The sequence below is a fragment of the Mesorhizobium sp. M0862 genome, from assembly GCF_040319795.1.
Classification (GTDB): Bacteria; Pseudomonadota; Alphaproteobacteria; order Rhizobiales; family Rhizobiaceae; genus Mesorhizobium.
This window is the reverse complement of record NZ_JAMYOJ010000002.1, coordinates 239,316-260,028: the sequence shown is the minus strand read 5'-3', so window position 1 is coordinate 260,028 and position 20,713 is coordinate 239,316. Positions and strand designations below refer to the sequence as shown.

Genomic DNA, 20,713 nt, shown 5'->3' with positions numbered 1-20,713 from the left:
AGGCGGTGATCATGCCCAGCCTGCTCGGAATCGATAACGGCCTCACGGTCACCAAGGCGGTCATCTTCGATGGCGACGGCACGCAATTGTCCGTGGCGCGTCGCCGGGTGGCGCAATCGATGCTCCACGCGCGCTGGGTGGAGCGCGACATGGCAGGCCTGTGGCAAGCAACCGCCGACGCCATCAAGGAGGCGATCGCGCTCTCCGGCAGGCCGGCGGAAGACATCAAGGCGGTGGCGGCGACCGCGCATGGCGATGGTCTCTATCTGCTCGATCATGATCGTCAGCCTTTGGGACCAGGCATCCTGTCGCTCGACAGCCGCGCCGGCGACATTGTCGACAGGTGGTCCGCCGGTACCGTTTTCACCGATGCGCTGGCGACGACAGGCCAGACGCCGCATGTTTCGGCGCCGTCGGCGCTGCTGGCATGGCTCAAGCAGAACGATCCTGATCGCTATGGCCGCATTGGCCATGTGCTGGCCTGCAAGGACTGGCTGCGCTTTTGCCTGAGCGGCACGATCGGGACCGACCGCACGGAGGCCAGCACCTCATTCACGGATTTTCGCACGCAAGCCTATGCGCCTGAAGCGCTGCGCATCTTCGGGTTGGAGGATCTGTTCGACGCGCTGCCGCCGGTGGCGCATTCGGCTGACATCGCCGGTCAAGTCACCGCCGATGCCGCCGAAAAGACCGGCCTTCGCAAGGGAACACCGGTCGCCTGCGGCCTGCACGACGTGGCCGCCTCGGCGCTTGGCATGGGCGGTCATGAGGACGGCGTGCTCGCCATCGTCGCCGGCACCTATTCCATCAACGAAGTCGTCTCTTCGCAACCGCGCGTCGACCGACGCTGGTTCTGCCGCAACGCCATCGATGCGGGCCGTTGGAACAACATGTCGATCTCGCCGGCCTCGACCGCGAACTACGACTGGTTTCTCGACACGTTTTGCCGCGCGGAGCAGGACAGGACGGATGGCGGTTCCATCCACGAACTGCTGGCGAGCGAGATCGACGCGGCGCTGAAGAAGCCTTCCACCGTCCTGTTTCATCCCTATCTGTTCGGCTCTCCCTATGGCGATTTGGCCAGCGGCAGCTTTGTCGGCCTGCATGGCTGGCACAATCGCGGCGACATGCTGAAGGCGGTTCTGGAAGGCATCGCCTTCAATCACCGAACCCATGTCGAAGCCTTGCGCGACGGCTTTGCTATCAGCGAGATCCGCCTGACCGGCGGCGGCTCGCGTAATCCTGCCTTCGTCCAGATGTTTGCCGACGTGCTGAACGCCCCGGTCACCGTCACCTCGACGGATGAGACCGCGGCTTTGGGTGCCGCGCTTTGCGCTGGTGCCGCGGTCGGCTTGTTCAAGACGCCGCAAGAGGGCGCCAGGCAGGTCGGCATGACGGCGCGGACGTATCAACCCGTGCCCGCTTCCAGTGCTGTGTTCAATGAGCGGTTTTCGCTCTACTGCCGCATAGCCGAGCAGCTGAAGTCGCTTTGGCCTGATATCGAAAGGCTGGCGGGGGTAAACGCATGATCAAGGCCGACGAACGACGCGAAGAGATCGCCGATTATGTGATCAAGCTCGGCCAGGTGCGCATCGATGATCTGGTCGAGCATTTCGGCGTGTCGCGCATGACCATCCACCGGCATATCGACCGGCTGGCGCAGCAGGGCGTGCTGCGCAAGCTGCACGGTGCGGTGACGGTCCAGCCTTCCGGCCTGTACGAGAGCGCTTTCCGCTACCGGGTGACCGTCAATCGAGCCGAGAAGGATGCACTGGCGCGGGCGGCACTGGATTATATCGAGGCCGGCCAGGTGGTGATGCTGGACGATTCATCGACGGCAAACGCGGTCGCGACGCTGCTGCTCGACGTCAAGCCGCTGACCGTCATTTCCAACAGCGTCTCGACGGCGGGCCAATTGATCAATGTGGACGATATCGATTTCATCTGCCTCGGCGGCCAGTATCACGGCACCTACAATGCCTATATCGGCATTGTCTGCGAGAACGCCGTGGCGCAGTTGCGCGCCAATGTGCTGATCTGTTCGGCTTCGGCCGTCACCGGAACCACTGCTTTCATCCAGGATCCGAATGTCGTGCGGGTCAAGCAGGCGATGATGACCGCCTCCGTGAAGCGCATCCTTTTGGTCGACCACGCAAAATTCGACCGGATCGCGCTGCATGTCTTCGACGATCTGACCAGTTTCGACGCCGTGCTGGTGACCGAGGGTCTGGGCGATGCGCAGGCGCAGAGCCTCGAACGGGCGGGGGTGAAGTTGCGCATCGTCAAGACGAAGGCGCCATGAACCCAGCAGATGGAGCCGGGGCGGACAATCCCGCCGGGCGTCTCGCCGCGATGGCCGGGACCGGCGAAGTCGACGTCGTCATTCTTGGCGCCGGCATCAACGGGGCTGGGCTGTTTCGCGATCTGTGCGCGCAAGGTGTCAGCTGCCTGATCGTCGAAAAGGCGGATTTCGGCTCGGGCACCAGTGCCGCGCCGTCGAGGCTCATCCACGGCGGCTTGAAATATCTCGAGACCGGCGAGTTCGGGCTGGTGGCGCAGTCGACGCTCGAACGCAATCTGCTTCTTCAAAACGCGCCGCACTATGTCAGCCCGCTGCCGACCGTCATCCCGATCTTCTCGTGGAGCAAGGGCATGCTCGCGGCGTTGCGAACGCTGTTCGGCTCGACCAGCGCGCCGCGCAGCCGCGGCGCCATGCTGATCAAGATCGGCTTGATGATCTACGATTTCTACGGTTCACGAAACCAGGTCATGCCGCGCCACCGCATGGTCGGGCGGCGGCAGGCGCTTGTTGAGATGCCGGCGCTCAATCCGGCGATCGTCGCCACCGGCACCTACTACGACGCCAAGATAAGTCACCCGGAAAGGCTGGTGCTGGAACTGATCCTCGACGGCTTGCAGGCTCACGCGGCGTCTGCCGGTGCCAACTACACGACACTGGCGGCTTCAGCCAATGGCGCGCTCACCTTCCAGCCGGAAAACGGCGCGGCCTTTTCGGTGCGGCCGAAGCTGGTGGTGAACGCCGCCGGTCCGTGGATCGACGACGTCAACGCGCTGCTTGGTGCTCCATCGAAGATGATCGGCGGCACCAAGGGCTCGCATATCCTGTTAAGGCATGACGAACTGGTCAAAAGCCTCGCCGGGCGCATGCTCTATTTCGAGGCCGATGACGGCCGCATCTGCCTGGTCTACGACTATCTCGGCCTGGCGCTGGTCGGCTCGACCGACATCAAGGCCGACAATCCGGACGCGGTCCGCTGCGAACCCGAAGAAGTCGACTATCTGCTCGACAGCGTGCGAACGCTGCTGCCGGGCATGGCGTTCGAGCGCGACCAGATCGTCTACGCCTATAGCGGCATCCGGCCGCTGCCGACGTCTGAAGCAGCGACGCCCGGACTGATCAGCCGCGATCATTCGGCGCCCGTTGCCGAGCCGGACGGCAACAGGCCCTTTGCAGTCATTTCGCTGGTCGGCGGCAAATGGACGACGTTCCGCGGCTTTGCCGAGGAAGTCACTGATACCGTACTCAAGCGCTTGCAGCGCAGCCGCAAGGTGACGACGCGAGCCATGCCGATCGGCGGCGGGAGGGATTTCCCGGCCAACGCCCCGGCCCGCGCGGACTGGCTGGCCGAGGCACAGCAGGCAACAGGCGCCGGGGAAGGGCGCCTTGATCAATTGCTGTCGCGCTACGGGACCAGAGCCGTTGAGATCGCCAGGCATGGGTCGGATGATGAGGGTCGTCTGCCGGACTCGGACGGCTACGGCAAGGCGGAAATCGACTACATCGTGCGCAACGAATTCGTCGAACATCTGGCCGATGTCGTTATGCGCCGCAGCACGTTGGCGATAGGCGGCTCGTTGACGAGCCGCGACCTGCAGGAGATTGCCGCGATCGCCGGGCGGGCGTTGGGGTGGAGCACCGAGCGCCTCGCGCGGGAGGTCGAAGCCGCTGTTGTCGAACTCGAGGGCAGGAACCTGATGCGGCTGGACTGATCGCTCCATCGCCGACACCTTAGCTTTTCCTGAGGCAATCCGATCGATTTGCCCTTGTTGCGCCGTGTGCATCAACCTTCCCATTTTGCACCCGGATTGGGATTTTGCCGGCGCCCTACGGGTTCATGCCGTCACCTGGATGAGGGAACACAAATTGACGTTAAATTAACACTGCCGTATGGTCGGATTATATGCTTAGCTTCTAATAGGCCCGCGTTGGCTGCCGAACATCGGCTGAGGCAACCATCTGCGGAGGGATTGACAGCGATGCAAAGGTATGAAAATTTTTGCACACAAAGATAATATTATCACCTGGGGAGGGGATGGCTTGAATTCCGGCGGAAGCGCAAACCGCGACCATGAGTCCAGCCTCGCCACGCGCGCGGCCTGGCTGCACTATGCCGGTGGTCTGACCCAGGCCCAGGTGGCCAAGCGGCTTGGCCTGACCAGCCTCAAGGCGCATAGGCTGATCACCAAGGCCAACCAGGAAGGTCTGGTCAGGGTCTTCATCGACGGCGACGTCGCCGAATGCGTCGACCTGGAACAGCGCCTGATCGCCGCCTATGGGCTCCACTATTGCGAGGTGGTTCCCGATCTCGATCAGGACGAACTGCCGCTGAAGGGGCTGGGCATTGCAGGCGCCCAGTTCCTGAAGCGCGAAATCGATCGCGGCGAAGACATGCTGATCGGCGTCGGCCATGGCCGCACGCTTGCCGCCAGCGTCGAATATCTGACGCGCGCAACTGCTGCTCACATCCGTTTCGTCTCGCTGCTTGGCGGCGTGACGCGCAAATTCGCCGCCAATCCGCACGACGTCATGCATCGCCTGGCAGAGCGGACAGGCGCGCAGGCCTTTGTCATGCCGGTGCCTTTTGTCGCCAATACCGCCGAGGACCGTGAAGTGCTGCTTGGCCAACGCGGCATCAGCGATGTGTTCGCTCTCGCCAGCCGGTCCGACCTGATGTTCGTCGGAATAGGCACGGCCGAGCGGGAGGCGTCGCTGGTCGCCACCGGCATGATCGAGCCTTCCGAAATCGATGAGGTCAAGCGGGACGGCGGCGTCGGTGAATTGCTGGCGCATTTCTTCGACGACAAGGGGCGTCCGGTCGAAACGGCGCTGTCGGAAAGAATACTGGCGCTTCCGCGCGATCAGTTGAAGGGCCGCAGGATCGTTGCCGTCGCCGGCGGCAAGGTGAAGGTGCGCGCCATCAAGGCGGTACTCGAAAGCCGTTATCTCAGCGGCCTGATCACCGACGAATGCACGGCCCGCGCGCTGGTCGAGCTCGACGATGCAGCCGGGACCGCGAAGCGCTACGTGAACGGAGGAACTTCGAATGCGTGACAACGGACAATCCGCACCGCTGGTGGTTGCATCATGAGCGCGAAGGCCACCGCCCGGCAAGCTTCGCCCGGCCTGCGCCGGGTGCTTGCCGGCGCTGCGGTTGTGGTTCTGCTCGGCGCCATGGCGCTCGACACCAAGGTGATCAAGATCGGCTCTGCCGGCGATGTTCGCAACGCGGTGTTTTCGGCCGCCGACTACGGCAAGTCTGAATTTCCCAAGGTGCAGGCCGATGTCGAAGCGCGTGCCGCCGACGCCGCGACGGTGGCGGCGGCGATCGCCAAGGACAGGGCGACGGCCGAAAAGGAATATGGCGTGCCGGCGGGAGTCGGACCGGTCATCTCGGTCAAGTTCACCGGCGTCGTCGGCGAGGGAAAATCGGGCATCTACAAGGTCGCCGTCGACGGTTTGCCGGACACGTTGACCGTCCGCGTACAGACTGGGCCGGCGATCAACGGAACCGAGCTTCGCGACGCCACCGGCAAGATCACCTTTGGTCAGTTCACCAACCAGATCGAGTATCAGGACGCCGGCTCGGCGCTGAACAACGAGATGAAGAAGGAGGTGCTGGCGAAAGTCGATACCAGTGCCTTGACCGGCAAGACAATAGCGGTGGTCGGCGTCTTCAAGCTGGTCAATCCGAAGAGCTGGCTGGTCACACCGGTGAGGCTGGACGTCAAATGACAATGGCTGCCGGCACAGAACCCGCGACTGGCGATGCCGTGCTTTCGGCGCGCAATGTCGTCATGTCGTATGGCGGCGTCCACGCGCTCAAGGGCGTCAACTTCGACATCCATCGCGGCAAGGTCACCACCCTGTTCGGAGAGAATGGCGCCGGCAAATCGACGCTGATGAAGATCCTGTCCGGCGTGGTCACGCCGACATCCGGCGACATCGTGCTCGACGGCAATCTCGTCAGCTTTTCCTCGTCTTCGGACGCGCGCGACCGCGGCATTTCGATCATCCACCAGGAGCTCAGCCTGGCGCCGAATCTGAGCGTTCGCGACAACATCTTCATGGGCCGCGAACTGCGCACCAGAACCGGCCTCGACTTCGCCGAGGAGTCGCGCCAAGCGCGGGCGCTGATGGCCGACCTCGAAGAAGACATCGATCCGATGACCTTGGTGGAGGACCTGCGCCTGGGGCAGCAGCAGATCGTCGAGATCGCACGCGCGCTATCGGTCGACAGCCGCATCCTGATCATGGACGAGCCGACCTCCGCGCTGAGCGCCACGGAGGTCGAAGTGCTGTTCAAGGTGATCCGCGATCTGACCAGCCGCGGTGTCTCCATCGTCTACATCTCGCATCACCTCGAAGAGGCGCTGCAGATCACCGACTACGCCGTCGTGCTGCGTGACGGGGCGATCACGGCGACGGCCGAAGCCAAGGACATCGACCTCGAATGGATCGTCCGCAACATGGTGGGTGAGAATTTCGACCTCGGCTCGCCGCCGACCGGCCATGCGTTTGGTGAGGTCGCGCTGTCGATCGAGGATGTCAGCGTCACCGACGCTTCGGGTTCAGGCTACGTCGTCGATCATCTGTCGCTGGATGTCAAAGCGGGCGAGATCGTCTGCATCTATGGGCTGATGGGCGCGGGCCGCACGGAATTGCTGGAGGCCGTCGCCGGCCGTGTGCCCATGGCGGGCGGGCGGGCGCTGCTGGAGGGTGAGGACGTTTCGGGGCTGACCATTGCCCAGCGCATCGCCCGAGGTCTGGTTCTGGTCCCCGAGGATCGCCAGCGCGACGGCCTGGTTCAGACCATGACCGTCGGCCGCAATCTGTCGCTTGCCAGCATCGAGGCGTTCGCGAAAGGCCTGTTCCTCTCCCGGCCGAGGGAACGCGCACTGATCGACGATTCGATCCGCAAGGTGACCATCAAGACCGCGGGCGGCAACGCCATGATCGGATCGCTGTCGGGCGGCAACCAGCAGAAGGTCGTCATCGGCAAGATGCTGACGACAGATCCCAAGGTCATCCTTCTCGACGAGCCGAGCCGCGGCATCGATGTCGGCGCCAAGGCCGAAGTCTTTCGCTTGCTCAGCGAGCGTGCCGCGCAAGGCCTGGCGGTCGTCTTCTCGACCTCGGAGGTCAATGAGTGCCTCAGCATCGCCCATCGCATCGTCGTCATGCGGCGCGGCAAGATTTCAGCCGAATTCGGCGCCAACGCCACCAAAGAGCAGATCATGGCCGCCTCCGGCGAAGCCGTGGTCGCCTGACCATAGAATTTCGGAGCCCCGACCCATGAGCGATGTCAGCCAGGCCAGCAAACAGTCCAGCCCCAATGCGGGCGGCGAGGGCTTCGACGTGGCCAAGCTGCTGCTCGAAGGCCGGGCCTTCTTTGCCCTGATCGTCATCATTGTCGTCTTCTCGATCCTGTCGCCCTATTACCTCTCGGTGGCGAATTTCCTGACCATGGCCTCGCATGTCGCCATCTTCGGGATTCTCGCCGTCGGCATGCTGCTGGTCATCCTCAATGGCGGCATCGACCTGTCGGTGGGGTCGACGCTCGGGCTTGCCGGCGTCGTCGCTGGGTTTCTGATGCAGGGCGTGACGCTGACCTGGCTGGGCGTCGTTCTCTACCCGCCGGTCTGGATGGTCGCGGTGCTGGCCTGCATGCTGGGTGCGGCCGTCGGGCTTATCAACGGCGTGCTGATCGCGCGGTTCAAGGTTCCGGCCTTCGTCGCCACGCTCGGCGTCATGTACATGGCGCGCGGCCTGGCACTGCTGATGACCAGCGGCCTGACCTACAACAATCTCGGCGGCAAGCCGGAGTTGGGCAACACCGGTTTCGATGCTCTCGGCTTCAACCGCCTGTTCGGCGTGCCGACCGGCGTGGTGGTGCTGGCGGTTATCGCGCTGATCGGCAGCATCGTCCTGAACCGCACCGCCTTTGGACGCTGGCTCTACGCCTCGGGCGGCAATGAGCGCGCCGCCGAACTCTCCGGCGTTCCGGTCAAGACCGTGCAGATTTCGGTCTATGTGCTGTCGGGCATCTGCGCCGCCATTGCCGGCCTGATCCTGTCCTCGCAGCTGACCTCGGCCGGGCCGACCGCCGGCACCACCTACGAACTGACGGCCATCGCCGCCGTGGTCATCGGCGGCGCCGCACTCACCGGCGGGCGCGGCAACATTCGCGGCACCTTGCTCGGAGCCTTCGTCATCGGCTTCCTATCCGATGGTCTGGTGATCATCGGCATCTCATCCTACTGGCAGACAGTGTTCACCGGCGCCGTCATCGTGCTCGCCGTGCTCCTCAATGCCGTTCAGTATCGCCGCCGTAGCAAGCTTCCAGCTTCGACGGGCGGCCAACCGACTTCTCAGAAACGGGGGAAGGCCGAACCGGCCAATCCTGCCCAAGGGAAGACTGCCAGCTGACTGGCAGCAAGACCGCGTAAAATCATTGGAGGAATGTACATGAAAATCGTGCTTAGAAGTTTGCTTGCCGCCGCGATGGTGGTCGGGTTTAGCGCAGCCGCATCGGCCGCGGGCCTGATCTCGATCATCGTCAACGATCCGGCCAACCCCTACTGGCTGACCGAAGGCAACGTCGCCAAGGCCGAAGCCGAAAAGCTTGGCTATACAGCCAACGTCGCCGCCCACAAGGGCGACACCAATACCGAAAGCAATCTGATCGACACCGCCATCACCAACAAGTCGGTGGCGATCATCCTCGACCCGGCCAATGCCGATGGTTCGGTCGGCGCGGTGAAGAAGGCGATTGCCGCCAACATCCCGGTTTTCCTCGTCAATGCCGAGATCAACCAGGAAGGTCTTGCCAAGGGACAGCTCGTCTCCAACAACGCCCAGGGTGCGGCTCTCGGCGCCCAGCAGTGGGTGCAGGCGGTCGGTGAAAAGGGCAAGTATGTCGAACTGCTCGGCGCCCCCTCGGACAACAACGCCGCCACGCGCTCGAACGGCTACGCGACTGTGCTGAGCCAGTATCCGGATCTCGAAAAGGCCGCTTCGCAGGTCGCCAACTGGGATCGTACCCAGGGACACGACAAGATGCAGAGCATGCTGCAGGCCAATCCCGACATCATCGCGGTGATCAGCGGCAACGACGAAATGGCGCTTGGCGCGGTTGCGGCGCTGAAGGAAGCCGGCAAGCTCGCCGGCATCAAGGTCGGCGGCTTTGACGGCTCCCCGGATGCGGTTGCGGCCATCAAGTCCGGCGAACTGCAGTACACCGTGCTTCAGCCGGTGGCCATCTTCTCGGCCAAGGCCGTGCAGCAGGCCGACTCGTTCATCAAGACGGGCGCTACCGGCGCCACCAGCGAGAAGCAACTGTTCGATTGCCTGCTCATCACCAAGGACAATGTGGACAAGTACACCGCACCCTTCGTGCTGTCGGAATAAAAACCTGCTCAGGGGGTGTCCTTCGCGGACACTCCCTGGCTCTTCCATGGCTTCGAGACAACAAAGACTGCTCCTTGTGACTTGCCTTCATAACCATCCGGAACTTGCGGCATGAAAGACCTGCTGATCGGGATCGACGCGGGAACGTCCGTGATCAAATCGGTCGCTTTCGATCTATCGGGGCGGCAGCTCGCCATGGCATCGGTGACCAACAGCTTCGTCACGCTGGAAGGCGGCGGCGCCGAACAGGACCTTAATCAGACCTGGCGCGACATGGTGCTGACCGTTCTCGATCTGGCGACGAAAATTCCAGACCTCGCGCGGCGAACCGCGGCCGTCGCGGTCACCGGGCAGGGCGACGGCACCTGGCTGATCGATGGCGACGGCATGCCGGTCGGGCGCGCGTGGCTCTGGCTCGATGCGCGCGCCGGACATCTGGTGGACGAGATGCGCGGCGATTCCCGGGATCGCACGCGGTTCGAGATCACCGGCACCGGGCTCAACGCCTGCCAGCAGGGCGCTCAGCTCAGCTGGCTGAAGAAAAACAGCCCGGAAATCCTGGAGCGCGCCGCCACTGCCTTTCACTGCAAGGACTGGCTCTATTTCAAGATGACCGGCGAGCGCGCCACCGATCCTTCGGAGGGAACATTCACCTTCGGCGATTTCCGCGCGCGCAGCTATTCCGACGAGGTGCTCGACATTCTGGATCTGACGTCGCACCGCCGCCTGCTGCCCCCCATGCTCGAAGGCACGACCGACCATCATCCGCTTTCTGCGTCGGCAGCAGGCGAGACCGGCCTGCTTGCGGGCACGCCGGTGGTGCTGGGCTACGTCGACATGGTCAGCACCGCGCTCGGCGCCGGCCTCTATGATCCAAGCGGCAATGTCGGCTGCACGGTCATCGGCTCGACCGGCATCCACACACGCCTAGCGCGCACTCCTGATGATGTCGTCCTCAACGACAATGCCTCCGGCTACACGATCGCCATGCCGGTTCCGGGCGCCTATGCGCAGCTGCAATCCAATATGGCGGCGACGCTCAACATCGACTGGCTGCTTGGCCTGGCGCGCGACGTGCTGACCGCCAGCGGCGCAAAACCTTCGCGCGACGAGCTGCTGAAAGCGCTCGATGTCTGGGTCGAAGGATCGGAGCCGGGATCGCTGGTCTATCAGCCCTATATCTCGCTCGCCGGCGAACGCGGACCGTTCGTTGACCCCGACGCACGCGCGGGCTTCATCGGCCTCTCGGTCAAGCACGGTTTTGGCGATCTGGCGCGCGCCGTTCTCGAGGGATTGGCCTTCGCGGCCCGCGATTGCTACCAGGCCATGGGCAGCATGCCCAGCGAGATCCGCCTGTCTGGCGGCGCGGCGCGCAGTCCGTCGCTGCGCCGTATTATCGCCGCGGCAACCCGCGCGCAGGTCAGAACCAGCAGCCGCCAAGAAGCAGGTGCCGCGGGTGCGGCGATGATGGCCGCGGTCGGGCTCGGCTTTTATCGCTCGATGGATGATTGCTGCGCCGAATGGGTGACGCCGCTTCTGGGCGAATGCGACGCCTATGACGAGGCGCTTTCGCAAACCTACGATGCGCTGTTTCCGTCTTTTGTCGCGGCGCGTCAGGCGCTGCATCCGGTGTGGAAATCGATGGCGCACCGCACAGGAGCTAAGTCTTGAGCGATACAACGGATATTGTCGATCTCTTCGTGATCGGCGGTGGCGTCAACGGCGCCGGCATAGCGCGCGATGCCGCGGGTCGCGGGCTGTCGGTCATCCTGTGCGAGAAGGACGATCTGGCGCAAGGCACCAGCTCGCGTTCCGGCAAGCTGGTGCATGGCGGCCTGCGCTATCTCGAATATTACGAGTTCCGGCTGGTGCGCGAAGCGCTGATCGAGCGCGAGGTGCTGCTTGAGGCGGCGCCGCACATCATCTGGCCAATGCGTTTCGTGCTGCCGCACAGCCCCGAGGACCGGCCGGCATGGCTGGTGCGGCTCGGGCTGTTTCTCTACGACCATCTTGGCGGCCGCAAGCGGCTGCCGGGAACGAGGACACTGAACCTGAGAACGGCGCCGGAAGGGGCGCCGATCAGGGACGAATTCAAGCGTGGCTTCGAATATTCCGACTGCTGGGTCGATGACGCCAGGCTGGTGCTGCTCAATGCGCTCGATGCCAGTCAGCGCGGCGCAAAAGTCTTCACTCGCACGGCCTGTATTGCTGCCTGGCGCGAAGACGGCCTGTGGTCGATCGACATGCAGGACGGCCGCACGGGCGCTGTGACGAGGGTCCGCGCACGCGGGTTGGTCAACGCGGCCGGGCCATGGGTGAATGACATCGTCAGCCGCGTCGCCGGACAGAATTCCACCCGCAACGTTCGCCTGGTAAAAGGAAGCCATATCGTCGTGCCAAAATTCTGGGAGGGACGGCAGGCCTATCTGATCCAGAACAACGACAAGCGGGTGATTTTCGTCAATCCGTATGAGAACGATCTGGCGCTGATCGGCACCACCGACATACCCTATGAAGGCAGGCCTGAGCTAGTGGCGGCCGAAGCCAGCGAAATCGATTATCTGATCAAGGTGGTCAACCGCTACTTCAAGCGCCAACTCACCGCGCAGGACGTGGTCTACAGTTTCTCGGGCGTGCGGCCGCTCTATGACGACAATGCCGACAACCCGAGCGCGGTGACGCGCGACTACATCTTCGAACTCGACGCCCCGAACGGTGGCGCGCCGCTGCTTTCTGTGTTCGGCGGCAAGATCACCACCTTCCGCAAACTGTCCGAACATGCGCTGGAAAAGATCCAGCCCTTCTTTCCGACCATGAAGAAGGCCTGGACAGCCAAAATTCCCCTGCCGGGAGGCGACCTGCCCAACGCGGATTTCGAGCAGTTCCTGGGCGATCTGCACGCCGAGTTTTCGTGGCTTAGCCCGTCGCTGGTGAAGCACTATGCCCGCAGCTACGGCACGCGCACGCGCGCCTTGCTGAAAGGCGTAAAAGGCGAAGCCGATCTCGGCCGTCGTTTCGGCCCGGATTTCTATGAGCTCGAAGCTGTCTTCCTGTTCGAGACCGAATGGGCGATGACCGCCGCCGACGTTCTCGAACGCCGGACCAAACACGGGCTGCATATCAATGCGGCCGAGCGGAAAACATTCGAAGACTGGTGCACAAAGACAATGGCGGCGGTGAACTGATGGCCTTCACGCTTTCGCTGAACACCAACCCGCTGGTCAATCGCTTCGCCGATCCCGACGATCTGATCGACGCCATTGCCTATGGCATCGGCATCCGCGACGTGCAACTGACGCATGAATTCGTCAATCCGGGCTGGCCGGCGGCAACGATCGCCAAGTTCGTTCGCCTGTTCAACAGCGCCCTGGCGCGGACCGGCGTGCGGATCACTTCGGGTATGACCGGTCCCTATGGCCGGCTCAATCATTTCGGCCATCCGGACGCGGATGTGCGCCGCTATTATGTCGATTGGTTCAAGACCTTCGCCGACATCTCCGCCGAACTCGGCGCGTCGGGCATGGGCACGCAGTTCGCCATATTCACCTACAAGGATTTTGACGATCCGCAGCGGCGCGCGGCGCTTCTCGACATCGCGCTCGAATGCTGGCGCGAAGTGGCCGAGCACGCCAAGGCGGCGGGCCTGACCTACCTTTTCTGGGAACCGATGTCGGTCGGCCGCGAGTTTGGCCACACGATCGAAAGCTGCGTCGAATTGCAGGGCGCCATCGATGCGGCCAAGCTGCCGATCCCGATGCAGATGATGGTCGACATCGACCATGGCGACGTGACCTCGCCCAATCCTGACGACACTGATCCCTATGCCTGGGCGAAAGCGTTCCCGTTGCAATCGCCGATCATCCACATCAAGCAATCGTCGATGAACAAGGGCGGGCACTGGCCGTTCACCGCCGCCTACAACAAGGATGGCCGCATCATCCCGCAGAAGCTGCTCGACGCCGTGCGGGCGGGTGGCGGAACCGACAATGAAATCTGCCTTGAACTTTCCTTCCGGGAGAGGGAACCGGTCGATCATCAGGTTATTGCAATGATCCGTGAGTCGGTGGATTTCTGGGCGCCTTACATCGACAGCGGCCGCGAAAGTCTCAAGCCTCGCGCTTGAGGCAAACCGCCGGCCCGAAGGCCGGCGCAGACCCGGAAACACGCATCATTCGAATTTCGGATCGAAGGAGAGAAGAATGGCCCCATATTGGGTCGGCACGAGCTGGAAGATGAACAAGACGCTGGCGGAGGCGCTGCAGTTCGCCGAGGCATTGGCTGCCTTCGTGCCCGGCTTCGATCCGGCGATACAGCCTTTCGTCATTCCGCCCTTCACCGCGGTGCGGCAGGTCAAGGCGGCGCTCGCCAACACCCGCGTCAAGGTTGGCGCCCAGAACATGCATTGGGCCGATGCCGGTGCCTGGACGGGCGAGATTTCGCCGGTGATGCTGAGGGATTGCGGGCTCGACCTGATCGAACTAGGCCATAGCGAACGCCGCGAGCATTTTGGTGAGACGGACAGGACCGTAGGACTGAAAACGGCGGCGGCGGTCAGGCACGGCTTTGTGCCGCTGATCTGTGTCGGCGAGACGCTGGCCGAGCGCGAGGGCGGCCGCGCCGACGAAATTCTGACCGCGCAGGTCTTGGGCGCGCTGCAGGGTCTCGCAAACAATGAGTTGTCGGCAGAGATACTCTTTGCCTATGAACCGGTGTGGGCGATCGGCGAGAAAGGCATTCCGGCCAGCGCCGACTATGCCGACAAGCAGCAGGCGCTGATCAAGCAGGTCGCAGCAACCCGGTTGCCGACCGCCCCGCTTGTGCTCTACGGCGGCAGCGTCAATCCCGGCAACGCGGCTGAACTGATTGGCCAGCCGCGTATCGATGGGCTGTTCATCGGCCGCTCGGCATGGCAAGCGGAAGGCTATATCGACATTCTCAAAAAGGCGTCGGCCGCCATCGCGCGCTGACCACGAAAACGAAGGAGTTCATTGCCATGAAGATCGCACTCGGAGCCGACAGCGCCGGCAAGCCGCTGCTCGATGTCATCGCCAAGCATCTCGCCACCAAGCCAGAACTGCAGGTCGTCGATCTCAGCCAGGCCGGATTCTACGCCGATATTGCCGCTGCGGTCGGCCACGAAATTGTCGACGGCAATTACGACCGCGCCATCCTGTTTTGCGGCACCGGCATCGGCGTCAGCATCTCGGCCAACAAGGTGCCCGGAATCCGTGCCGCGCTAACCCACGACACCTATTCGGCGGAACGCGCTGCGAAATCCAACAATGCCCAGATCATCACCATGGGTGCGCGCGTCATCGGCCCCGAACTGGCCAAATCGATCGCCGACGCCTGGCTGGCCTCGGAGTTCGATCCGAACGGTCCCTCTGCCGCCAACGTGCAGGCTGTCGACAAGCTCGACGCGAAGCGCTGAGGATCCGCTCCCGACCTAGCCGGTCAAGGCGATCCGCATCGCCTCGATGACGGTTACGGCGGACGCCGCGCCTGGATCCATATGGCCAAGCGAGCGTTCGCCGAGGCGGGAGGCCCGGCCCTTGGTGGCGATCATCGCCTTGGTCGCCTCCGCGCCGGCCTTTGCCGCCTCGGCTGCAGCCGCGAGGCTGCCGGCCAGCCCCTTGCCGGCGGCCAGTGCCTCGCCCGCAGCCGTCGCGGCCGGCGCCCACGCATCGATCATCGTCTTTTCCCCAGGCTCGGCCTTGCCGCGATCCTGAATGCCTCTGGCCATCGCTTGGAACATAGCGACCGCGTCGGCGTCGTCGAGCGTCGCCTTGCCCTTGACGGCGGCCGCGCCGCGCATGAATGCCGTGGCATAGAGCGGGCCCGAGGAGGCGCCGACGGCGTTGAGGAACGACTTCGCCGCCGTGTTCAGCAAGATGGTCGGATCGGTGGTCCCGTCGTCCAATGCGGCCACCGCGTCGCGTGCCGCGGCAAATCCCAACTCCATGGCAATGCCGTGGTCGGCATCGCCGATCACCCCGTCAAGCGCGCACAACCGGTCCCGGTCGGCTGACATGGCGTCGGCGATGGCAACGAACATCGCGGCAAGGCGGGTGGTGTCGATTGTTGTCATCTGTTGTTCCTTGCCGTCCCCAGTTTACCCGGCGCGAAACATGGCGCAGTCGCAAGGGTGGTCGAGCATCGTTTGCAACTCGTCGTCGAGGTGGTGCAGCGTGATCGAAGCGCCGGCCATTTCGAGCGAGGTGCAGTAATTGCCGACCCAGCTTGCGTGAATGGATACACCGATATCGTCAAGCCGCTGCTTCACGCGCCGGTTCATGATGTAGAGTTCCATCAGCGGTGTCGAACCCAGCGAATTGACCAGCACGGCGACCTTCTCGCCGCGTGCCGGCGCCATCTCGGCGAGAATCCTGTCCAACATTTCGTCGGTGATCTCGTCGGCCGTTTTGAGTTTTCCGCGTGCGATGCCGGGTTCGCCATGGATGCCCATGCCGATCTCCATCTCGTCGGGTCCGATTTCGAAATTCGGCCGGCGGGTTTGCGGCAACGAACAGGGCGCCAATGCGACGCCCATGGTAAAGGTGTGGTCGTTGGCTTTCCCGGCAATGCGTTCGCATTCATCGAAAGACAACATGCGGTCGCAGGCGGCGCCTGCCGCCTTGAAGATGAAGAAGTTCCCTGCGACACCGCGCCGCTTGTGCCTGTCACCAACGGGCGCGGAAGCGACGTCGTCGGTGCTCAGCACCGTGCGCACCTCGATGTCGTCCATCGCGGCCATCTCGGCCGCCATGTCGAAATTCATGACGTCGCCGGCATAGTTGCCGTACATGAACAGCACACCGGCGCCGCCGCTCGCCGCCTTGGCGCATTCGAGGATCGGGTCGGGCGGCGGAGAGGCGAAGACATTGCCGATCGCCGCCGCGTCGGCCAGCCCCTTGCCGACGAAGCCGAGAAAACTCGGCTCGTGGCCCGAGCCGCCACCAATGACGAGGCCTACCTTGCCTTGGCGCGGTCCATCGCGGGCGATGATCGAGCGCGGGCTTCCGTCAACGGCTTTGAGATGGCGGGGATGCGCAGCCAGGATGCCTTCCAGCATCTCGTCGACGGCCCGATTGCCGTCATTGATGATCTTCTTGGTTTGCACCAACGTCCTCCCGATTTGGTATTTTCATAGGTGATACCGGGCGTTATCAGGCTGCCTTCGGGCGAGGGCAGGGGCGCGATGCCCACCAAACTGCCTCGATCGGCTTCGTAGCTGTTACCAGCCGTTCTGGCAGAAGCTAAGCGGACCGAAGTGCGCGGACAATGGCGCTGTAGTGTACAAGATCGCACCACGGCTTAGAAAAGGCGGTGGCTCCCCGGGCCGGATTCGAACCAGCGACCAACCGGTTAACAGCCGCTCTCGGGATAGCCCACCAGCGCCATATACCGGTTGTTCCACTCCTGAAAAACCCCTTGTTTCATAACGATTTCAGCTTTCCTGTTGCACATTAGAGCACACAGGGCAACATAGGCAGCAGTTGCATCCTGTTGCCCCGACGTTGCCCCGGAGAGCCCTAATGCCCCGCGAGAACCTGAACGACAACCGCCTGAAGGCTTTGAAGCCGGCTGCTCCTGGCAAGCGATACGTGATCATGGATGCCCAAGTCCCGAGCATGGGCGTCCGCGTAACCGACAAGGAGCCGTCCAACGGTTCAAAGCTTAAGGCCGGACAAGTCAGCTTTGTCTACATCGCCCGTTTCGGTGTTGCAACTCAGCCAGCCCGCCGCGCGCTGGGAGAGTACGACGTCATGTCGCTTGAAGCGGCACGCACCAAGGCGAGGCAGTGGGCAGCGCTCATTGATCGCGGCATTGACCCGAAGGTCCAGGCTGACGAGGAGCGGCAGGCGGCGGCGAGGGCAGCGACAGAGAGCCGTGACCGGTCTTTCGAAACCATCCTTGAACGGTTCATCAAAGCCCGGCGCCGCGATGGCATCCGCAAGGCCGACGAGGACGAGCGCGACCTCAACCGGGAATGCCTGCCGAAGTGGAAGGGCAGGGACGTCGCCACCCTCACCAATGCCGACATCATGGAAGTGGTCGAACCGATCTATGCGCGCGGCGCGCAGCGGCAGGCGCTCAACATCGCCCAGAAGATCGGGACGTTCTTCGGCTGGTGTGTCGATGACGACCTGATCACCGCCTCACCCTTCCGGGCAAAGAAGGTGCGCACCACCATCGGCGAGAAGGGATCAAGGGACCGCGTCCTGACCGATGCTGAGATTGGGGCGCTCTGGACTGCCACGGCCGCTGGCGACGTCTACAGCGCCGTCTATCGGCTGCTGCTGCTGACCGGCCAGCGCCTCAACGATATCGCCCAGGCGTCATGGACCGAAGTCGACGTTGACCGCAAGACGCTGACTGTGCCGGCGGCGCGCTTCAAGTCCGGCCGCGATCACGTTGTGCCTCTCACTGACGAAGCGCTCGGCATCATCGCCAAGTTGCCGCGGTTAAAGAAATGCAACTGGCTTTGCTCGCTCGACGGCGCGGGACCGGTGACGATCGGCCATAAGGTCAAGCTGCGGATTGACGCCGCCATGCTCGCAGCGCTTCGGAAAGACGATCAAGAGGCCAAGCTGCCGGCGTGGGTCAATCATGACATCCGCCGGACGGTTCGCACCCGGCTGTCCGAGCTCGACGTGATGGACGAGGTTGCCGAGGCTGTCATCGGACATGTGCCTACGGCGCTAGTCAGGACGTACAACCAGTCTGACCGCCTCAAGGTGAAGCGAGACGCCCTGACGCGCTGGGAGGGCGCGCTTGTGGCGCTGACAGGCCGCAAGACGGCCAACAATGTCATCCAGATAAAGGCGGCCGGTCAATGACCCTCAATTTCAACTATCAGCACGATTTCTCGGAGCGAGCCGAACGAGAGATCGTTTGTCGAGGCTGAGTTAGATGCTTGGGTGAAGGCCCGCGTCGACCAGCGAGACGCGGTGGCCTAATGACCACTGATCACGAACATAGCGCTGCTATCGATGAGGCTGCAGCCTGGCTGCGATCTGACAGCCGGGAGCGCATCAGCCGGCCAATTATCCCCCACCTGAAGCAGGCGTTCGGCCTGACCGCTGCTGAAGCGATCGAAGCGATCAGGGAAGCGAACCTGCGGCGGGCCCGCCCCACATGAGCGAAATTACGCCTAGCCGTAAAACTGGCCGACCGAAGGGCTACATCGCCAACTACCAGCCGCAGACCAAGACGCTGGCGCTGCTCGATGCGGTCGACATGGTTCTCAATACCGGGAACACTGGCCGCTCACGATCCGCCATGTCTTTTATCGGCTGGTCGGCGCCTACGGTTATCCGAAGGATGAGTCGTTTTACTCGAAGCTGATCGACCATATCGGCAACGCGCGCCGCGGCCGGGTGATCCCGTTCAATGCGATCCGCGACGATGGCGTGGTCACGCACCGCATGGACCATTTTGACGACCAGAACCATTTCCTGCGCCATGTGCGGGTGCTCGGCGAAAACTACCATCGGAACATGCTCGCCAATCAAAACCTGCACGTCGAGGTCTGGTGCGAGGCCGCCGGCATGCTGTCGCAGCTCTTCAAGGTCAGCCGAGAATTCTCGGTGCAAGCCTATTCCTCAGGCGGCTTCGACAGTCTCACTGCGAAGAAGGATCTGGCCGATCGAATATGCGAGATCGCAAAGCCGACGGTGATCCTGCACCTGGGCGACTATGACCCGAGCGGCAAATCGATGTTCGATGTCATCGCCGAGGACGTCTCTGCCTTCGTCATCGCCGATCGCCCATGGAGTTCGGTGACAGTCGACTTCAAACGCATCGCCCTGACCGCCGACCAGGTGTTTCGCTATTCGCTGCCCCGTGCCGCCCAAGAAGACCGACAGCCGCACCGCGCGATGGGAGGGTGAGACATGCCAACTCGAGGCGCTGTCGCCCGACAACATCGCTCATATCTTGCGGTCACATATCATTGACCTGTTCGACGTTCACCAGTTCCATGAAGACCGCGATATACAGGCACGCGAGCGGCAGTTGATCACTGCAGCCTTGCCGGCCCCGAGGGGGGATGCGTGACCGTCCAGCCCAGCCCATTCATCCCCGGCGCCGACGCCAGCAATCCGCGGTGGACCGGCAAGCGGAAGAAGATCCAGCGCAGCGCTGCCATCCACATGAGGTGGGGATCCACGTTCAAGGAATGCGAGGAGGCTTTCGCCGACTGGCACCACTGCGCCCTGCAAATCGTTCACGCCGAGAACATCAGCTTCCGGTTGCTGGCCTTCGTCCGACAGCACCTCAACATGAAGGCCGGGACCATCAGCGGCACGAATTTCGAATTTGCCAAGATGGGAGGAGGCTGCTCAATCAAAACGATATCCCGCGAGATAGGCCTGTACGAGCGGCTCGGCCTGTTCATCGTGAGCCGGTGTCGGCACAAAATCCCGGGTGGTGGCATCAACGAAGTGCGGACGCTTCGGTTGGCGCTGCCGACGCCCTTCAATCCAAAATTTACAGCGAGAGGTGAGGAGCCATGAGGACCACAGTGGTCCCGCATGCCGGCGCTGGTCTCCTGGACCACAGTGGTCCCGCTAATACAGCCATCTTGCTCGGGTGACGCATGACACAACTCGACCTTTTCAAGCAGCCAGCAAGGAAGACCGGCCAGGTAGTGGCATTCCCCGCCGATCGCCGCGCCGCCCTTATCCGCGCCACCGCCCACGAACTCTGCACCCTCGACTATATCGCCGGCCGCAAGTTCTGGAGCGAGCACGTCAAAGGCTGCGAGCCCAGCTTCGCGCTGTCGGCATCCCCTCTCGCCAAGTCGATATGGAAGTCCGTCGATACTCCGCAGCCGTTGCCCGCACTATCGACCATTCCCTGCCCAATCATGGAGCGCCGCCACCAACGGCAGCCTGAGGCCCCACACCCCCACTCGTTCCGCTTCGCGGACGGTTATGCCCCAAGTTGGCGGTGATGATGCCAACGCCGACATGAGCCTGATAGGCAAGGGGACTGGTGGTA

The 20,713-nt window shown here is 63.1% G+C and carries 21 protein-coding genes; 18 read left to right on the top strand and 3 right to left on the bottom strand.

What is annotated here, in order from left to right; all coding sequences use genetic code 11:
• The first annotated feature begins 11 nt into the window (after positions 1-11).
• The 13 genes from NKI15_RS03905 (at position 12) to derI (ending at position 15,140) form a co-directional block, all read left to right on the top strand.
• The gene (locus tag NKI15_RS03905) at positions 12-1,529 is read left to right on the top strand and encodes an FGGY-family carbohydrate kinase (RefSeq protein WP_023706023.1); all 1,518 of its coding nucleotides are present in this window, start codon (positions 12-14) and stop codon (positions 1,527-1,529) included.
• Positions 1,526-2,302, top strand: a complete 777-nt coding sequence (locus NKI15_RS03900; RefSeq protein WP_031194761.1) for a DeoR/GlpR family DNA-binding transcription regulator — start codon at positions 1,526-1,528, stop codon at positions 2,300-2,302. The genes NKI15_RS03905 and NKI15_RS03900 overlap by 4 nt, the downstream gene beginning before the upstream one ends.
• A complete protein-coding gene (locus NKI15_RS03895) occupies positions 2,299-4,011 on the top strand; it encodes a glycerol-3-phosphate dehydrogenase/oxidase (RefSeq protein ID WP_023706022.1) in 1,713 nt (570 codons plus the stop codon). Before NKI15_RS03900 ends, NKI15_RS03895 begins: the two co-directional genes overlap by 4 nt.
• 277 nt (positions 4,012-4,288) lie before the next feature.
• Positions 4,289-5,353, top strand: coding sequence for a sugar-binding transcriptional regulator (locus tag NKI15_RS03890; RefSeq protein ID WP_245261041.1), 1,065 nt, complete (start codon positions 4,289-4,291; stop codon positions 5,351-5,353).
• A 33-nt stretch (positions 5,354-5,386) separates the two neighbouring features.
• Entirely contained in the window at positions 5,387-6,034 is a 648-nt protein-coding gene (locus tag NKI15_RS03885; RefSeq protein ID WP_023681693.1) for a DUF2291 family protein, read from the top strand.
• A complete protein-coding gene (locus NKI15_RS03880) occupies positions 6,031-7,569 on the top strand; it encodes a sugar ABC transporter ATP-binding protein (RefSeq protein ID WP_023818099.1) in 1,539 nt (512 codons plus the stop codon). The genes NKI15_RS03885 and NKI15_RS03880 overlap by 4 nt, the downstream gene beginning before the upstream one ends.
• A 25-nt stretch (positions 7,570-7,594) precedes the next feature.
• Positions 7,595-8,728 carry an ABC transporter permease gene (locus NKI15_RS03875; RefSeq protein WP_023672598.1) on the top strand — a complete coding sequence of 378 codons (1,134 nt, stop codon included), beginning with the start codon at positions 7,595-7,597 and terminating at the stop codon, positions 8,726-8,728.
• Between the two features lie 39 nt (positions 8,729-8,767).
• Positions 8,768-9,709 carry a D-ribose ABC transporter substrate-binding protein gene (locus tag NKI15_RS03870; protein WP_081726801.1) on the top strand — a complete coding sequence of 314 codons (942 nt, stop codon included), beginning with the start codon at positions 8,768-8,770 and terminating at the stop codon, positions 9,707-9,709.
• A gap of 111 nt (positions 9,710-9,820) precedes the next feature.
• Positions 9,821-11,380 (top strand): FGGY-family carbohydrate kinase, encoded by a 1,560-nt coding sequence (locus tag NKI15_RS03865; protein ID WP_352514111.1) that lies wholly within the window; start codon positions 9,821-9,823, stop codon positions 11,378-11,380.
• Positions 11,377-12,894 (top strand): glycerol-3-phosphate dehydrogenase, encoded by a 1,518-nt coding sequence (locus NKI15_RS03860; RefSeq protein ID WP_023672595.1) that lies wholly within the window; start codon positions 11,377-11,379, stop codon positions 12,892-12,894. The genes NKI15_RS03865 and NKI15_RS03860 overlap by 4 nt, the downstream gene beginning before the upstream one ends.
• Positions 12,894-13,832, top strand: a complete 939-nt coding sequence (locus NKI15_RS03855) for a sugar phosphate isomerase/epimerase family protein (protein WP_023710712.1) — start codon at positions 12,894-12,896, stop codon at positions 13,830-13,832. Before NKI15_RS03860 ends, NKI15_RS03855 begins: the two co-directional genes overlap by 1 nt.
• Positions 13,833-13,908: 76 nt before the next feature.
• The gene (locus tag NKI15_RS03850) at positions 13,909-14,676 is read left to right on the top strand and encodes a triose-phosphate isomerase (RefSeq protein ID WP_023823023.1); all 768 of its coding nucleotides are present in this window, start codon (positions 13,909-13,911) and stop codon (positions 14,674-14,676) included.
• 26 nt (positions 14,677-14,702) lie between these two features.
• Complete coding sequence (derI, locus tag NKI15_RS03845; protein ID WP_023672592.1) at positions 14,703-15,140, top strand: D-erythrulose-4-phosphate isomerase; 438 nt, start codon at positions 14,703-14,705, stop codon at positions 15,138-15,140.
• A gap of 15 nt (positions 15,141-15,155) precedes the next feature.
• On the opposite strand, the gene dhaL is transcribed toward derI, so the two are convergent.
• Both dhaL and NKI15_RS03835 read right to left on the bottom strand, forming a co-directional pair.
• Positions 15,156-15,797, bottom strand: a complete 642-nt coding sequence (gene dhaL, locus NKI15_RS03840; RefSeq protein WP_023744772.1) for a dihydroxyacetone kinase subunit DhaL — start codon at positions 15,795-15,797, stop codon at positions 15,156-15,158.
• Positions 15,798-15,821: 24 nt separating this feature from the next.
• Positions 15,822-16,829, bottom strand: a complete 1,008-nt coding sequence (locus NKI15_RS03835; protein WP_023667709.1) for a dihydroxyacetone kinase subunit DhaK — start codon at positions 16,827-16,829, stop codon at positions 15,822-15,824.
• Positions 16,830-17,244: 415 nt separating this feature from the next.
• Between NKI15_RS03835 and NKI15_RS03830 the strand changes: the two genes are divergently transcribed.
• Positions 17,245-18,549 (top strand): site-specific integrase, encoded by a 1,305-nt coding sequence (locus NKI15_RS03830; RefSeq protein ID WP_023746776.1) that lies wholly within the window; start codon positions 17,245-17,247, stop codon positions 18,547-18,549.
• Between the two features lie 119 nt (positions 18,550-18,668).
• Positions 18,669-18,851 (top strand): hypothetical protein, encoded by a 183-nt coding sequence (locus NKI15_RS03825; protein WP_023746775.1) that lies wholly within the window; start codon positions 18,669-18,671, stop codon positions 18,849-18,851.
• Positions 18,852-18,903: 52 nt separating this feature from the next.
• Here NKI15_RS03825 and NKI15_RS03820 read toward each other — a convergent pair whose 3' ends face one another.
• Positions 18,904-19,164, bottom strand: a complete 261-nt coding sequence (locus tag NKI15_RS03820; protein WP_198020965.1) for a hypothetical protein — start codon at positions 19,162-19,164, stop codon at positions 18,904-18,906.
• Between NKI15_RS03820 and NKI15_RS03815 the strand changes: the two genes are divergently transcribed.
• The 3 genes from NKI15_RS03815 to NKI15_RS03805 all read left to right on the top strand — a co-directional run bounded on the left by NKI15_RS03815 (position 19,138) and on the right by NKI15_RS03805 (position 20,666).
• A complete protein-coding gene (locus tag NKI15_RS03815; protein WP_198020964.1) occupies positions 19,138-19,602 on the top strand; it encodes a hypothetical protein in 465 nt (154 codons plus the stop codon). The two genes, NKI15_RS03820 and NKI15_RS03815, sit on opposite strands and share 27 nt — an antisense overlap.
• A gap of 162 nt (positions 19,603-19,764) precedes the next feature.
• The gene (locus tag NKI15_RS03810) at positions 19,765-20,226 is read left to right on the top strand and encodes a hypothetical protein (protein ID WP_023746773.1); all 462 of its coding nucleotides are present in this window, start codon (positions 19,765-19,767) and stop codon (positions 20,224-20,226) included.
• A gap of 83 nt (positions 20,227-20,309) precedes the next feature.
• Positions 20,310-20,666 (top strand): DUF6074 family protein, encoded by a 357-nt coding sequence (locus tag NKI15_RS03805; RefSeq protein ID WP_023750188.1) that lies wholly within the window; start codon positions 20,310-20,312, stop codon positions 20,664-20,666.
• Positions 20,667-20,713: the final 47 nt, after the last annotated feature.